This window comes from Leucobacter holotrichiae, from assembly GCF_055791005.1.
Genome location: NZ_JBVUAC010000005.1, coordinates 114,980 through 130,210 on the forward strand (window position 1 = coordinate 114,980; position 15,231 = coordinate 130,210).

General features: G+C 70.8%; 13 protein-coding genes. 9 read left to right on the forward strand and 4 right to left on the reverse strand.

Features of this window, described 5'->3' with window-relative positions; genetic code table 11:
• Positions 1–51: 51 nt before the first annotated feature.
• The gene (locus AC0KXF_RS08290; protein WP_473108729.1) at positions 52–1,068 is read right to left on the reverse strand and encodes an aldo/keto reductase; all 1,017 of its coding nucleotides are present in this window, start codon (positions 1,066–1,068) and stop codon (positions 52–54) included.
• A gap of 120 nt (positions 1,069–1,188) precedes the next feature.
• On the opposite strand from AC0KXF_RS08290, the gene AC0KXF_RS08295 reads away from it, so the two are divergent.
• Entirely contained in the window at positions 1,189–1,965 is a 777-nt protein-coding gene (locus tag AC0KXF_RS08295) for an SDR family NAD(P)-dependent oxidoreductase (protein ID WP_473108730.1), read from the forward strand.
• Between the two features lie 180 nt (positions 1,966–2,145).
• Here the strand turns inward: AC0KXF_RS08295 and AC0KXF_RS08300 are convergent, their stop codons facing one another.
• Entirely contained in the window at positions 2,146–3,612 is a 1,467-nt protein-coding gene (locus tag AC0KXF_RS08300) for an amidohydrolase (protein ID WP_473108731.1), read from the reverse strand.
• A 179-nt stretch (positions 3,613–3,791) separates the two neighbouring features.
• Between AC0KXF_RS08300 and AC0KXF_RS08305 the strand changes: the two genes are divergently transcribed.
• The 8 genes from AC0KXF_RS08305 to AC0KXF_RS08340 all read left to right on the forward strand — a co-directional run bounded on the left by AC0KXF_RS08305 (position 3,792) and on the right by AC0KXF_RS08340 (position 12,367).
• Positions 3,792–4,931 (forward strand): zinc-binding dehydrogenase, encoded by a 1,140-nt coding sequence (locus tag AC0KXF_RS08305; protein WP_473108732.1) that lies wholly within the window; start codon positions 3,792–3,794, stop codon positions 4,929–4,931.
• A gap of 28 nt (positions 4,932–4,959) precedes the next feature.
• Positions 4,960–5,922 (forward strand): aldo/keto reductase, encoded by a 963-nt coding sequence (locus AC0KXF_RS08310; RefSeq protein ID WP_473108733.1) that lies wholly within the window; start codon positions 4,960–4,962, stop codon positions 5,920–5,922.
• 5 nt (positions 5,923–5,927) lie between these two features.
• On the forward strand, positions 5,928–6,953 hold the full coding sequence (locus tag AC0KXF_RS08315; protein ID WP_473108734.1) for an alpha/beta hydrolase: 1,026 nt from the start codon (positions 5,928–5,930) through the stop codon (positions 6,951–6,953).
• A complete protein-coding gene (locus tag AC0KXF_RS08320) occupies positions 6,946–7,971 on the forward strand; it encodes an alpha/beta hydrolase (RefSeq protein ID WP_473108735.1) in 1,026 nt (341 codons plus the stop codon). The genes AC0KXF_RS08315 and AC0KXF_RS08320 overlap by 8 nt, the downstream gene beginning before the upstream one ends.
• Positions 7,968–9,296: a multidrug effflux MFS transporter gene (locus tag AC0KXF_RS08325; protein ID WP_473108736.1), complete on the forward strand. Its 1,329-nt coding sequence runs from the start codon at positions 7,968–7,970 to the stop codon at positions 9,294–9,296. The genes AC0KXF_RS08320 and AC0KXF_RS08325 overlap by 4 nt, the downstream gene beginning before the upstream one ends.
• Before the next feature lie 32 nt (positions 9,297–9,328).
• A complete protein-coding gene (locus tag AC0KXF_RS08330; RefSeq protein WP_473108737.1) occupies positions 9,329–10,744 on the forward strand; it encodes an aldehyde dehydrogenase family protein in 1,416 nt (471 codons plus the stop codon).
• Between the two features lie 108 nt (positions 10,745–10,852).
• Entirely contained in the window at positions 10,853–11,209 is a 357-nt protein-coding gene (locus AC0KXF_RS08335) for a nuclear transport factor 2 family protein (RefSeq protein ID WP_473108738.1), read from the forward strand.
• Between the two features lie 15 nt (positions 11,210–11,224).
• Positions 11,225–12,367 carry a tyramine oxidase subunit B gene (locus AC0KXF_RS08340; protein ID WP_473108739.1) on the forward strand — a complete coding sequence of 381 codons (1,143 nt, stop codon included), beginning with the start codon at positions 11,225–11,227 and terminating at the stop codon, positions 12,365–12,367.
• Positions 12,368–12,422: 55 nt separating this feature from the next.
• Here AC0KXF_RS08340 and AC0KXF_RS08345 read toward each other — a convergent pair whose 3' ends face one another.
• Together AC0KXF_RS08345 and AC0KXF_RS08350 are read right to left on the reverse strand one after the other, a co-directional pair.
• The gene (locus AC0KXF_RS08345) at positions 12,423–14,699 is read right to left on the reverse strand and encodes a DEAD/DEAH box helicase (RefSeq protein WP_473108740.1); all 2,277 of its coding nucleotides are present in this window, start codon (positions 14,697–14,699) and stop codon (positions 12,423–12,425) included.
• Positions 14,700–14,742: 43 nt separating this feature from the next.
• Positions 14,743–15,156, reverse strand: coding sequence for a hypothetical protein (locus AC0KXF_RS08350; RefSeq protein WP_473108741.1), 414 nt, complete (start codon positions 15,154–15,156; stop codon positions 14,743–14,745).
• Positions 15,157–15,231: the final 75 nt, after the last annotated feature.

Here is a 15,231-nt window from a genome sequence, read left to right on the forward strand (position 1 = left end):
CCGCAATTTGAGACTCCGCGATCCATGGGGAGGGTCGGCAGGCGTCCACCCCTACGCGGCAGGGGGCACAGGGGACGCAGGGGATTCCCAGACACCGTCGGCCCGCACCTCTCGGTCGAGCCAGAGCTCCGCGGTAGCCTCGCGGATTCGCTCCGCCCCCACGCGGTCGAGCAGCGAGATCGCACCCAGATTGTCGTCGAGCTGCCGCACGCTCGAGGCCCCGAAGAGCACGTTCGCCGTCGCGGGGTTCGCGAGGCAGAACGCGATGCCGAGCTGCGCGGGCGTCGCATCGAACGTTGCAGCGATCTCGGCGACGCGCGGGTAGGCTGCGACGATGCGCTCGCGGATCCCCCCGACGTCGGCGCCGATCTTGCGGCGCGGTTCGAGCTTGCCGACCAGGATCCCGCCCTCGAAGGCATCCGATGCCTGCAGCGCGAGCTTGCCGTTCTCGAACCAGCGTCCGTAGAACTCCCCCTCGGCCATGCTGCGGCGCACGAGCCCGTACTTGAGCTGGGCGAAGCTCGGCGGGGTCAGCCCCTCGGCGGTCGCCGTATCGAGCGCGAGCTGCAGCGACTCGGCCGGCCAGTTGTTGACCCCCCAGCTGGCGAAGCTGCCGCGGTCGATCTCCGCCTGCACATCGCGCACCACCTGGGCGATATCGATGTCACCCATGAAGTCGCCCACGACGACCGTGTCGAAGCTCTCGGGTCCGCCGGCCCCGGCGCCGATGCGCTCGAGCGAGACGTCCATCTGGCTCGCGAAGCCGGTATCGGGGTATTCCCACAGCCAGAGCTTGCCGCAGAGCCGATAGTCGGAGCGCGTCAGGCCGAGATCCCGAATCGTCTCACCGAAGAGCAGGTCGGTGCGGGAGGCCTCGGCATGCGGCCCCATGTTGTAGTAGGCCACGTCGAAGAACGCCGATCCCGCTTCGGCGGCCCGGCTCATCAGCGCGCGGCGATCCGCGGCCTCCATGCGGTCCCAGATATTCCAGGAGCCGAGCGCGAAGACCGGCACCTCCGGCCCGCCGGGTCCGAGCTTCCGAGTGGGAACCTTGCCGTTGAACTCCACAACCGCCTCCTCGCAGTTCGAGATTCCGGCTCCGCCGAGCCGTTGCCGTTTATTTTCTACGATCGTATAATATAAATCGCGAACGATCCACTCTCGCATTCGACCGACGAAGGAGTCACCGTGACCTCACCCGCGCCCACCTCCAGCCCCAGCCCAGGCAGCACTGGACCCCGCACCGTCCTCATCACCGGCGGCGCCGGCGGGATCGGACAGAGCATCGCCCGGGCCTTCATCGCAGCCGGGGATCGCGCGATCCTCGCCGACCGCGATGCCGCAGCGGTGACCGCGGCGGCATCGGAGCTCGGCGCCGAGGCCCTCGCGCTCGACATCACCGACGCCGCGGCCGTCGCCGCCGCGCTGAACGGCCTCGCCGAGCGCGGCGGCGTCGACGTGCTCGTCAACAACGCCGGGATCCTGTCGGTGCGCGGAGCGGTGACCGAGCTCGAACCCGACGCCTACCGCTCGATCCTCGAAGTGAACGTGATCGGCACCTTCAACATGATCCAGGCGTTCGCGAGGCACCGCATCGCGGCCAGCGGCGGTGGTTCGATCGTCAACATCTCGTCGATCGGCGGACGCCAGCCGACCCCGGGCATGGGCGCCTACGAGTCGAGCAAGGCAGCGGTCGACTCCGTGACCCGCTGGGCGGCGATCGAGCTGGCCGCCCACGGCATCCGCGTCAACGCGGTCGCCCCCGGGCCCGTGCTCACGCCAACGCTCGAGATGGGAATGCCCGAGGGATCGGCGGCGCGCGAGGCCTGGTCGAGCCGGATCCCGCTCGGCGACCTCGCGAAGACCACCGACATCGCACCCTCCGTGGTATTCCTGGCGAGCACCGATGCCGGGCACATCACCGGAGTGAGTCTGGCCGTGGACGGTGGCCAGCTGCTCACCTGAGCCTGGGTACCCGCACCCGCACCGGCACCCGCACCCGCACCGGCACGCCAACGCGGAGTCCCGAACTGCGGCTTCCACCCGAGGAGTACCAGCAGAATGGGACTCCGCGTTGGCGTCGGCCTTGGGTCGGGATTGGCGTTGGGCTCGGGGCTGGCATCGGCGCATGCGGGAGCGCGCCGCCTAACGTTCGAACACGACCCGCCCGTCGAGCACGGTGAGGTCGACGGGCACCTCGGGCAGCGCCGCGGCACCGACCTCGAAGGGGTCGCGCGCCAGCACGACGAGGTCGGCGACCTTGCCCGTCTCGATCGTGCCCTTCCACGTGGCGGCACGGTCCTGTGCCGCCGGCACCGCGGTGTAGGCGCGCAGCAACCGATGCAGGCGGTCTCGCGCCGCTTCCGGCGCGGCCGATCCGCCCATCGCGACGATGCGGGCGTCGGCGTCGGCGATCCATCTCCGCCAGTCGAACCCGAGGATCGGCGAATCCGACGAGAGCACGAGCACCCCCGCATCGAGCGCGGCGCCGAGCTGCCAGGCGCTGTCGGCCACGGCATCACCCATCATGCTCGCGAGCCAGTCGCGAGTGATGGCGGCGATGCCGGGCTGCGTATTGAGCCAGACGCCCAGCTCGGCCATGCGCCGCACCTGAGCCTCGGTCGCGAGGTCGCCGTGGATCATGACGTGGCCGAGCTCGTGCGACGAGGGGGCGTCTGGCGCGGCCTGGGCCTCGGCGATCGCGTCGAGCGCGACCTGGATCGCGCGGTCGCCGGTGGCGTGGAGGCCGATCTGCAGGCCCGCCGCGTGGGCGGCTCGGATCATCTCGGCGAGCCGCTCGGCCTTTTGCTCGACGGTGTCGCCGTGCACGAGCAGGTCGCCGTGGGTGCCGTCGTCGTAGGGGTGCGAGGTCCACGCCTGGCGCGAGAGCGGGATCAGATCGCCGAAGATCTTCACGCCGGGGACGTTGAGCCAGGCGGGATCGGGTTCGGGATCGGCTGCCGCCCGCTCGCGGATGCCGGCGAGCACGGTATCGACGTCGCACGGGCCGTCGAGAACCCCGTAGAGGGCCAGCATGGTGACCCGCTGGCGCAGTTCGCCGGCCGCGGCGAGCTCGCGGTAGACGTCGAGCACCTCGCTGTGGAAGCACCCGGTCTCGCCGTCGTCCTCCCCCGGGCCGATGCCGGGTTCGGTGTAGCTGGTGATGCCGAGCTCGGAGAGCATGCGGCCGGCGGCGAGGATCGCGGCGCGGCGCGAGGCCCGATCCGGCGCGAGCATCCCGCTCACCTTCGCGGCGGCCTCGGGATCCGGAGCGCCGAAGAAGGTGTGCGGCCAGCGCGCCCCGAGCCAGGTGGCGTGCAGATGGGAGTCGTTGATGCCCGGCAGCAGCGCCCGGCCCGCGAGATCGACGACGCGGGTGCCGGGGCCGATCAGCGGCTCGATCTCGGTGTCGGAGCCGACGGCCGCGATGCGCCCTTCGACGACCGCGACGGCCTCGGCGCGGTCGTCTGCGCCACCGACGCCCGCACTGCCGCTCCCCTCGGCCATGGTCAGCACGGTTCCGCCGCGCAGCACGAGGTCCGCCCGACCGGACGCGAAGAAGGGGTCGACCTCGCGCGCCCCGCCCGAGGATGTGTCACTGCACTGCACCATGGATGCACTCCGTCTCGATGAATTCTCTCGCGACCTCGCGATTTCGCGACTCTCGGTTCGGCGCCCGCATCGCATCGGCGAATCGGGCTTCCCGTTTGGGTCAACGTATGTAGAATAAAACCACATCCTCGGCAGTCGGGCAACGACGCCATGCCGACATCCACGGAACGGAGCATTCGATGACGATCCCCACGTCCACCCGCGCCGCGGTGCTCACCGAGCACGGGCGCCCCCTCGAGATGCAGGACCTGCCTCTGCCGGAGCGCATCGAAGCCGGCGCGGCGCTCGTGCGCATCACCTGCACCACCCTCTGCGGCACCGACATCGAGATCTGGGCGGGCAAGATGAGCTTCCCCGGCATGCTGCCGATGGTGCTCGGCCACGAGATGGTCGGCGAGGTCGTCGCGGTCGGCGAGGGCACGACCGACGCCCTCGGCGAGCCCATCGCGGTCGGCGACCGCCTCGGCTGGTCGGAGTCGGTGTGCGGCGAGTGCTTCGGCTGCACCATGCTGCGCCAGCCGAACGCCTGCTCCAAGCGCGGCTACGGCTTCCTGCAGCGCAGCGACGTGCCGCCCTACGCCACCGCAGGGCTCTCCGACTACGCCTACGTCACCCCCGGCGCCCAGAAGCTGCGGCTGCCGGCCGAGGTGAAGGACACGTGGGCCTCGGCGGCCGGCTGCGCGGCGAAGACCGTGCTGCGGGCCTTCGATCGGGCGGGCGGCGTGCGTGCCGGATCGCGCGTGGTGGTGCAGGGCTCGGGGGCACTGGGCCTGTTCGCCACGGCCGTCGCGAGCATCTCGGGGGCCGGCACCGTCGTCACCGTCGGGGCGCCCGCCGCACGGCTCGAGCTGGCGAAGCGCTTCGGCGCGACCCACACGGTCGACATCGGCGCCGCCGGCGTCGACGGCGGGCCCGGCGGGTCGGATGCGACGATCGCGCGCGTCATGGAGATCACCGACGGGCAGGGCGCGGATCTCGTGCTCGACTTCGCGGGCGCTCCGAGCATCGGACCGGAGGCCGTAGCCATGGCGGCGCAGCGCGCCACGGTGGCGATCGTCGGCTCGACCGGCCCCGCGGGGGACCCGTTCCCGCTCTCGACCGTCATGGGCAAGGAGCTCACCGTCGTCGGATCGCTCAACGGCGACGTCTCCGACTACTACCGCTCGATCGAGTTCTTCCGCACCTTCGCCGACCGCTTCCCGTGGGACGAGCTGTTCTCCGCGCCCTGCGGCCTGGCCGAGGCCTCGGACCGGATCGCGAACATGCACCGTCTGGGCGAGGTCAAGGCCGTGATCGATCCGCGGATCGACGCCGCCTGATCCGCGACTCCACTGAAAGGACCTGTACATGAACACCCCGATCCCCCGCCGCCGCATCGGCCTGAGCGACCTCGAGACCTCGATCTTCGCGCTCGGCTCCTGGCACATCTACGACCGCATGCACTTCGAGGACGCCGTCGCGATGGTGCGCACCGCGATCGACCGCGGCATCAACCTGTTCGACGTAGGCGTCTACGGCGCCCCCGGCATGCCGCCGGCGTTCACCGACGTGCTGTTCTCGGCGATCATCCGCGCCGCGGGTGTGCGCCGCGACGACTACCTGCTCTCGGAGAAGCTGTGGCTCGAGGGGTGGGACTCGGATCGCGGATTCCGCCCGCAGCTCGAGAACGCCCTCTTCCGCGTCGGCGACGACCGCGCCGACCTCGTGATCCTCGGCGATCTGCGCCGCGACGACGTCGAGCTGCGCGATATCGCCCTGAGCCTCGATGAGCTGCGCCGGGACGGTCTGATCCGCGCCTGGGGCGTGAACAACTGGTCGGCGGCCAACGTGCAGGCCCTGCTCGACATCGCCGAGGCCGAGGGCGTCGCCCGCCCCGAGATCGCGCAGCTCAAGTACAGCGTCTCGCGCCGCTCGATCCCCGACGGCGAGCCGTTCGCTCGGCTGTGGCAGCGGGGGCTCTCGATGCAGGCCTCCGACGTGATGGAGGGCGGCTACCTCGCGGGCAAGGTCGAGACCGACCGCGTGGTGGGTCGGGATCCGGGCGGGATCCGCCAGCGCATCATCGACGACGTGCCGGCCTTCGTGGAGCTCGCCGAGGAACTGGGCGGCACCCCCGTGCAGCTCGCGATCGCGTTCACGCTCACGCACCCGGCGACGGCGACGACGCTCTTCGGCACCTCGAGCGAGGCGCAGCTGGAGGCGAACCTCGGCAGTCTGGAACTGCTCGAGCGTGTGGGCGCCGAGGAGATCCGCGCCCGCGTCGAACCGTTCTGGGCCGATCGCGGTCTCGTCGATCCGGAAGGGCCGTGAGCGCGATGAGCACCCCGAACCGTCCGATCGCGCACGGCGCCCCCAGCGTCGCCCCCGTCCCGTTCGATCCCGAGCTGCTGCCCGCGCTCGAGGCCCTCGCGGCATCGCCCCAGCCGGGGCTGAGTCGCGCCACGCTCGCCGCGATGCGGGAACCCGGCGCCGGGCCGGCCTTCCCGAGCGGCGCCGAGCTGGTCGCGGGGCGCCCCGTCACCGCCGAGGAGCTGCTGATCCCCGGGCCGGATGGCGCACCCGACCTCGAGATCACGGTGTTCGCTCCCGCGGATCGCGGGCCGAGCCCGCTGCCGGTGCTCGTGAACTTCCACGGCGGCGGCATGATCGTCGGGCATCGCACCTGGGAGCATGGCCGGGTGGCGGACCTCGTCGAACGACACGGCGTGGTCGGCGTCAACGTCGAGTACCGGCTCGCCCCCGAGCACCCCTACCCCGCCGGGGCCGAGGACAACTACGCCGCGACCCGCTGGGTCTCGGAGCACGCGGCCGAGCTGGGCGCCGATCCGGATCGCCTCATCGTGATGGGCGGCAGCGCAGGCGGCGGCTTCGCGGCGGCGGTGTCGCTCATGGCACGGGATCGCGGCGGCCCAGCGATCGCGGGCCAGCTGCTGCTGTGCCCCATGCTCGACAACACCAACTCGACCGTGTCGAGCCTGCAGTACGACGGCATCGGCACCTGGGCGCGCGAGGCGAACCTGCTCGCGTGGGAGTGCGTGCTCGGCGAGGAGCTCGCCTACTCGCCCGAGGCTCCGGCCTACGCGGCTCCGGCGCGGGCGGCCGACCTCTCGGGACTGCCGCCGGCGTTCATCGAGGTGGGCGCGGCCGAGATGTTCCGCGACGAGGACGTCGACTACGCGCGGCGCATCTGGGCTACCGGCGGACAGGCCGAGCTGCACGTCTGGTCCGGCGGATGCCACGGCTTCGACATGTACATGCCCGACACCGAGATCAGCCGGGCCGCGCTCGCATCGCGCGACTCGTGGATCGCCCGCGTGCTGAGCGGAGGCGGCGATGCCTGAGACCGGCTCCCCCTACCGGGCGCCCGAGCCCGCGAGCCGCCCCGCTCCTGTGCCCTATGACCCCGAGCTCGAGAGCGGGCTCGCCTTCTTCCTCGATCTCGTCGAGCGGATCCCGCTGCGTGCCCACACGATCCTCGAGAACCGCGCCCACTTCGAGACCGTCATCCCGCCGATCGAGGCGCAGGCCGACGGCAGGGCGGTCGAGTGGGAGCACCGCACGATCCCCGGCCCCACTGGCGCGCCCGACGTCGACGTGACGATCGTGCGTCCCAGCGACTCCTCCCGCAGAACGACGGATCCTCTCCCGGGAGTGCTCGGCATCCACGGCGGGGGCTACGTGCTCGGCACGCGCTTCTTCGGCACCGGCGAGCTGATCGATCTCGCCGAGCGCTACGGCACCGTCGGCGTCGCGGTCGAGTACCGCCTCGCCCCCGAGCACCCGGCACCCGCCGCCGCGGAGGACTGCTACGCAGCACTCGCCTGGATGGCGCAGCACTCCGCAGAGCTCGGCGTCGATCCCACCCGCATCGTCGTCTCGGGAGCCTCGGCCGGAGGCGGCCTCACCGCCGCGGTGGCGCTCATGGCGCGGGACCGAGGCGGCCCGGCGCTCGCGGGACAGCTCGTGGGCTGCCCCATGATCGACGACCGCAACGCCACGGTCTCGGCGTGGCAGTACGACGGCATCGGCGCCTGGGACCGCAACAACAACGACACCGGCTGGGACGCCGCGCTCGGCGCAGACCGCGGCGGCGAGCGCGTGCACCCGTACCAGGCTCCCGCGCGGGCGACCGACCTCTCGGGTCTGCCCCCGGCGTTCATCGAGGTCGGTTCGGCGGAGATCTTCCGAGACGAGTCCGTCGACTACGCGAGCCGCATCTGGGCCGCCGGCGGAGAGGCCGAGCTGCACGTCTGGTCCGGCGGGTACCACGGCTTCACGGGCTTCTCACCCGATGCCGCAGTGTCGCGCGCCGCGAACGACGCCCGCGACAGTTGGTGGCGCCGGATCCTCGCCCGATGAGCGCGCGGAGGCGACGGAGCGCGCGATCCTCCCCCGCCCGGCCGATGGGGCTGCTGCGGATCACCCTCGTGCTGGGGCTGCTCGAGGCCTTCGGTCCGCTCTCGATGGATCTCTACCTGCCGCAGCTACCGCAGCTCGCGCAATCCCTCGGCACCTCCGATGCGCTCGCGCAGGCGACCATGTCGGTGTGCATGATCGGGCTCGGGATCGGGCAGCTCGTCGCCGGCCCGCTCTCCGATCGCTTCGGCCGCAAAAGACCGCTGGTCGTCGGGGTGATCCTCTTCTCGGTGCTCTCGGCGGTGTGCGCGATCGCGCCGACGATCGAGGTGCTGCTCGCGGCGCGTCTCCTGCAGGGGCTCGCCGGATCGGCCGGGGTGGTGATCAGCATGGCCGTGGCGAGGGATCTGTTCCATGGCATCGAGCTCTCGCGCATGCTGTCGCTGCTCGCGCTCGTGACCTCGCTCACCCCGATCATCGCGCCCGTGATCGGAGGGCAGCTCGCCCGGGTGATGGACTGGCGCGGCATCTTCTTCGTGCTGGCGGGGATCGGCGCCGCGCTCGTGTTCGTCGCGGTGTTCGGTCTGCGGGAATCGCTGCCCGCGGCGGGGCGGCACGCCGGCGGGGTGCTCGGCACGACGGTGTCGCACGCCTCGGTGGTGCTGCGCGATCCGCTGTTCGTCGCACTCATGCTTGCGGCGTGCCTGAGCGGCGCGGCCTTCTTCTCCTACCTCTCGATGTCGAGCTTCGTGCTGCAGGGACAGTTCGGGCTCACCCCGCAGCTCTTCAGCCTGGTGTTCGCGATGAACGCACTGTCGCAGCTGGGCGGGGCGCAGATCAGTCGGGTGTTCGTGCGGCGGCTGGGCACGGCGCGCATGTACCTCACCGGGCAACTCGCCGGGGCGACCGCGTCCTTCGCGCTGCTCATCGCGACGCTGCTCGGTGCGCCAGTGCCCGTGTTCATCGCACTGCTCGCACTCTACCTGGGGGCGGCGGGGCTCGGCGGGCCCAACGGCACGGCCCTCGCACTCGGCGGGCACGGGTCGCGAGCCGGCACCGCGTCCGCGCTGCTCGGCATGGCCATGTTCACGGCCGGCGCCGTCGCGGCACCGGTGGTATCGGCGCTCGCCGGGAGCTCGGCCGCGACCATGACGACGAGCATTGCGGCGGGCGCCGCGGCGGCCGCGCTCATCGGCTGGCTCGCCGTCCGACGGCTCGCCCGTGAAGCACCGGGGACCGATCCCGCCCCCTCGCCGGCGACTGTTCCCTCAGAGACAACGGGGGCACCGCACGAGTCAAGCCCCGATGAGGCGGGGAAGCTACGCTGAGAGCACCTAGCGGTATTCGACCTGGAGGATCCATGGAAACCTACGAAAGCCTGCTCGCGGCGGTTGTCGCCACTGGTGGCGAGACGCGTGACTCGGTCAATCCGGCCACTGACGAGGTCATCGGGAAGGTGCAGAAGCAGTCGATCGAGGATCTCGAGGCCGCGATCGACACGGCCGAGGCGGCGCAGCCGGCGTGGGCCGCGCTCTCCGACGAGGAGCGCAGCGCGTATCTGCACCAGGCGGCGGACAAGATCGAGGCGTCCGCCGAGGCGCTCGCCGAGCTGCTCTCGCGCGAGCAGGGCAAACCGCTCAACGGCCCGAACGCCCGCTTCGAGGTCGGCGGCTGCGTGGCCTGGACCCGCACCGCGGCCGACACCCCGCTGCCGGTCGAGGTCATCGTCGACGATGAGTCCGGGTACGCCGAGATGCACTACCGCCCCATCGGCGTCGTCGGCGCGATCTCGCCGTGGAACTGGCCGATGATGATCTCGATCTGGCAGATCGCGCCCTCGCTGCGCATGGGCAACACCGTCGTGATCAAGCCGGCCGACACCACCGCGCTCTCGGTGCGCGCGCTCGTCGCCGTCATGAACCAGGTGCTGCCCGAGGGCGTGCTCAACATCGTGACCGGTCCCGGCCGCACCGTGGGCGACGCCCTCACCCGGAGCCCGAAGATCGGGAAGATCATGTTCACCGGTTCCACCCCGGTCGGCCAGCAGATCATCGAGGCGTCGGCGAACAACGTCACCCGCCTCACGCTCGAGCTCGGCGGCAACGACGCCGGCATCGTGCTCCCCGACGTCGATCCCGCCGCGATCGCCGAGGAGCTCTTCTGGGGCGCGTTCATCAACACCGGTCAGACCTGCGCCGCGCTCAAGCGCCTCTACGTGCACGACTCGGTCTACGACGCCGTCGTCGACGAGCTCGCGAAGTTCGCCGCGAACGTGCCCATGGGCGTCGGGCTCGACGAGAACAACGTGCTCGGCCCCTTGCAGAACCCGGGCCAGTTCGACACCGTCGACCGGCTCGTCGAGGCCGCCAAGGCCTCCGGCGCCCGCGTAGTGCTCGGCGGGGAGCCCGACCGCGACGCGCCGGGCAACTTCTACCCGACCACCATCGTCGCCGATATCGACCCCCACAACGATCTCGTCGTCGAGGAGCAGTTCGGGCCGGCGCTGCCCATCATCCGCTACACCGACCTCGACGAAGCGATCCGCCTCGCGAACGAGCTCGAGTTCGGCCTCGGCTCCTCGGTCTGGACGCAGGATCGCGCCAAGGCGCTCGAGGTCGCGGGCCGCCTCCAGGCCGGCACCACCTGGATCAACTCCCACGGCGGGCTCCACCCCATGGTGCCCTTCGGCGGCGCGAAGAAGTCCGGCTACGGCCGCGAGTTCGGCGTCGAAGGCCTCAAAGCCGTCGCCGAACCCCAGGTGATCAGCGGACGCTGACCCGAGGCTCGAAGAAGGGCGCGGTGCTCGCTCGAGCACCGCGCCCGCCGTCGTCTCGTCGCCGTGTGAGACCTCCCATCGTCTTCCCGATATGAGCAGGAGAACAGTATGAGTGAAGCAGCAGCGGTCGAGGCCGCAGTGCAGAAGTACGTCGACGGGTGCAAGGCAGCCGATCCCGCGGTCGTGCGCGACGCCTTCGATCCGAACGCGATCATGTGGGGCTATCTCGGACCCGACTACGCCACGATGAGCGGAGCGGAGTTCGCCGACAACGTCGTGGCGACCGCAGCACCCGCAGGGCCCGAGTACTCCTCCGAGATCCACAGCGTGACCGTCACCGGTGACATCGCCCACGCCGTGCTCGACGAGCAAGGCTTCCTCGGCGCCGACTTCCGCAACCACTTCGGGCTCATCAAGCGCGACGGGGTGTGGCGCATCACCAGCAAGGTTTTCACCACGGTCTGAGCTCGAGGGGCCTCAGTGACCGACAGCGCGCCTTCCACCGGCCTCGACTTTCTCTACCTCGACGAGCCGGCCATGATCGCCGCCGGCGTGACCGACATGGCGGCGTGCGTCGACACCATGACCGACGTGCTCGAGCTGTTCGCCCGGGGCGACTACCGCTTGGCCGGCGCCGACAGCCTCTCGCACGGAGCGATGCTGTCGTTCCCGGCCGATCCGGAGTTCCCAGGCATGCCCGCCGACGGCCCCGACCGCCGATTCATGGCGATGCCCGCCTATCTCGGGGGCGACTACCGCGCGACGGGGTGCAAGTGGTACGGATCGAACGTCGAGAACCGCCAGAGGGGTCTGCCCCGCTCGATCCTCATGTATACCCTCAACGACACCGACACCGGGGCGCCGCTCGCGATCATGTCGGCGAACCTGCTGAGCGCCTACCGCACCGGCGCGATCCCCGGAGTGGGGGCGCGATACCTCGCACGCGAGGATGCCCGCACGGTGGGCGTGGTCGGACCGGGACCGATCAACCGCGCCTCGTTCGAGGCTTTCATGGCGGTGCGGCCCGGCATCGTCGAGGTGAAGGTCCACGGCATCGTGCGAGCCGACGTCGACGGGTTCATCCGCTGGACACGACAGCAGTTCCCTGCGGTCGCCTCGGTGGTGGCGGTCGACAGCATGGAGGCCGCGGTCAGAGGCTCCGATATCGTCAGCATCGCGGTGCCCAGCCCTTCGGGATCCGAGCACTATCCCTTCGTCGTCGACGAGTGGGTGAAGCCCGGCGCGTTCATCTTCTGTCCAGCGCACCTCGCGCTCGACGATGCACTGGTCGAGCGAGCTCGGCACGTCGTCGACGCCCGGCGCATCTACGAGGTGTGGGCCGACGAGGTGCCCGCTCCCGCGTACGAGACCGTGGGACTCTGGGGCGTGCACCTCGTCGAGCGCGTGCGCGCCGGGAGCCTGTCGGCCGAGCGATTCGAGGACCTCGGCGAGATCATCCCCGGCCTCGCCCGCGGACGCGAGCACGACGACGAGGTATTCGTGTTCGGCACGGGCGGCATTCCCGTGCAGGATGTCGCGTGGGCGACCAAGGTCTACCGCAACGCGATCGAGCGCGGCATCGGCACGAGGCTGCGGCTCTGGGATTCGCCGGCGCTCTCGTAGGGCGGGCCGGACGCGACGCGTCCGGCCCCGAGCGTGCAGTCGGTAAGACCCGCGTCTACCAGCGGGGCTTGCGCTTGCCGTCGGCGCGGTTGCCGCCGCGGTCGCGCTGACCACCGTCGCGCTGACCACCGTCGCGCTGGCCGCCATCGCGGCGGTCGTTACGATCCCAGCGGTCTCCCCCGCCCCGGCGGTCGTCGCCGCGGTCCCAACCGCGGTTGCCGCGGTCGCCACGGTCATATCCGCGGTCGCCGCGATCGTTGCGGTTGCGGTCGTAGCCGCCCCGGTCGTAACCACCGCGATCGTCACGCGAGCCGCGATCGTAGCCGCCTCGATTGCGATCGTAGCCGCCTCGATCGTCGCGGTCGCGGCGCTGGTATCCGCCCGAACGGTCTCCGCGATCCCCGCGCTCGTACCGATCGTTGCGACCCCCGCGGTCGTAACGATCACCGCGATCTCCGCGGTCGCGACCGCTCGAGCCGCCCTTGTCGAGAGACATGTCGATGAGCTTGCCGCTAATGCGGGTCTGCGCCAGCTTGTCGAGCGAGTCGGCGGGCAGGTGCTTGGGCAGCTCGACGAGGGTGAACTCGTCGCGGATCTGGATGCGCCCGAAGTCGTCGCGCGACAGCCCGCCCTCGTTCGCGAGCGCGCCCACGATCTGCCCGGGCTTCACCTTCTGGCGATGCCCGATCTCGAGGCGGTACATCGCGAGGTCGTCGCGGCGCGCACGCGGGCCGCGATCCTCGCGCTCCCGGCGGTCGCCCCGGTCGCCGCGATCACGGCCTCGCGAGCCGTCCTCCAGGAAACGCGCGGCCTGGGCGCGATCGCGCTCGAACTTGCGGTCATCGGCCTCGGTGAGCAGCAGCGGGGTGTCGCCCTGGGCGACGACGGCGAGCGCCGCGGCCACATCGGCCTCGGGAACATCGTGGTGCCGCACATAGTGGTCGATGATGTCGCGGAAGGCCTCGATGCGCTTGGTCTCATCGAGCGCGGCCGTGATGGCGTCGTCGAAGCGCGAGAGCCGCGTGGCGTTGACCTCCTCGACGCGCGGCAGCGGCATCTGGGTGAGCGGCTGCTTGGTGGCCTTCTCGATCGCCTTGAGCAGGCGCTGCTCGCGCGGGGTGACGAAGCTGATCGCGTCACCGCTGCGACCGGCGCGGCCGGTGCGGCCGATGCGGTGCACGTAGCTCTCGGTGTCGATCGGCAGATCGTAGTTGATGACGTGGCTGATGCGCTCGACGTCGAGGCCGCGCGCGGCGACATCGGTCGCGACGAGGATGTCGAGCTTGCCGTCCTTGAGCGCCTGCACGGTGCGCTCGCGCTGCGCCTGCTGGATGTCGCCGTTGATGGCCGCCGCCGAGTAGCCGCGGGCGCGCAGCTTCTCGGCCACCTGCTCGGAGTCGCCGCGCGTGCGAGTGAAGACGATGAGTCCGTCGAACTCCTCCACCTCGAGAATGCGCGTGAGCGCGTCGAGCTTTTGCGTGTACGAGACCACGGTGTAGCGCTGCGTGATGTTCGAGCTCGTCTGCGTCTTACCCGCGATCTTGATCTCTTGCGGGTCGTTGAGGTGCTGCTGGGAGATGCGCCGGATCTGCGCGGGCATCGTCGCGGAGAACAGTGCGACCTGCTTCTCGGCCGGGGTGTCGGCGAGAATCGTCTCGACGTCCTCGGCGAAGCCCATCTTCAGCATCTCGTCGGCCTCGTCGAGCACGAGGTACTTGATCTGCGAGAGGTCGAGCGAACCGCGGTTCAGGTGGTCCATCACGCGTCCCGGCGTGCCGACGACGATATCGACGCCGCGGCGCAGTGCACTCAGCTGCTGGCCGTAGGCCTGGCCGCCGTAGACGGGCAGCAGGCGCACCTCGGGCAGGTGGGAGGCATACGATTCGAAGGCCTCGCAGACCTGCAGCGCGAGCTCGCGGGTGGGTGCGAGCACGATGGCCTGCGGCACGCCGAGGCCCGGCTGGATACGGGAGAGGATCGGCAGCGCGAACGCGGCGGTCTTGCCGGTACCGGTCTGCGCGAGGCCGACCACGTCGCGGCCGCTGAGCAGCACCGGAATCGTCGCGGCCTGGATGGCCGAGGGGTTCTCGTAGCCGACATCGGTGATGGCGCGCAGCACGTCGGGTTGGAGCCCGAGGTCTGCGAAGGTGGTGCGGGGCTTCTCGGCGGCAGCCTCGGTGGTGGAATCGGTCTCGGGAGCGGGGTTGGCCGGGGTATCGGCCTCCGCGGGAACTTCGGGCTGGGTCTCAGCCGGCACAGCAGCCTCGGTAGAGGCGACGTCGGTGGCGGTCTCGATGGGCTCGCCTGCGTCGACGTTTTCAGAATTGGTCATCATACAAGCTTACCGCGGATTCCTCGACGCCGCGCCGACGCGCTCAACTCCCGGCTGTGAGTCCGCCCTCGGCGATCCACGACTCCGCCCAGCGCATCGCCTTCGCAGGGTCATCGGTGACCCGGGAGGGGCCGCCCCAGAATCTCATGCCCTTGCGGATCGCCTTGGCATTCGCGGCCTGCGACTCCGCCGACAGCACCACGGCCAGCCCGAGGCAGTTCTGCTGCAGCAGCGGCTTCATCCGCTTCGCGATGCGCACGAGCTCTGCCGCGCTGCCCAGCAGCCGCAGTTTGCTCACGACCGAGGGCAGCTCGATCACCGCGGCGAAGCGGCCGCCCTCCGCCGCCCGCTCCAGCTCTCCGGCGAGTTCGCGCGCGCCCTCGATCGGTGTGCGGTCGCTGACGTCGAAGCGCAGCAGCCGTGCCTCGGATGCAGATGTCGGGCCGGTTCCGGTCAAAGCGGTTCTCCTCGTGCTGTGCGTCATAACGGTCGCATGGGGGTTCGCCCACGGCGACCGGCTTCCGATCGAGGC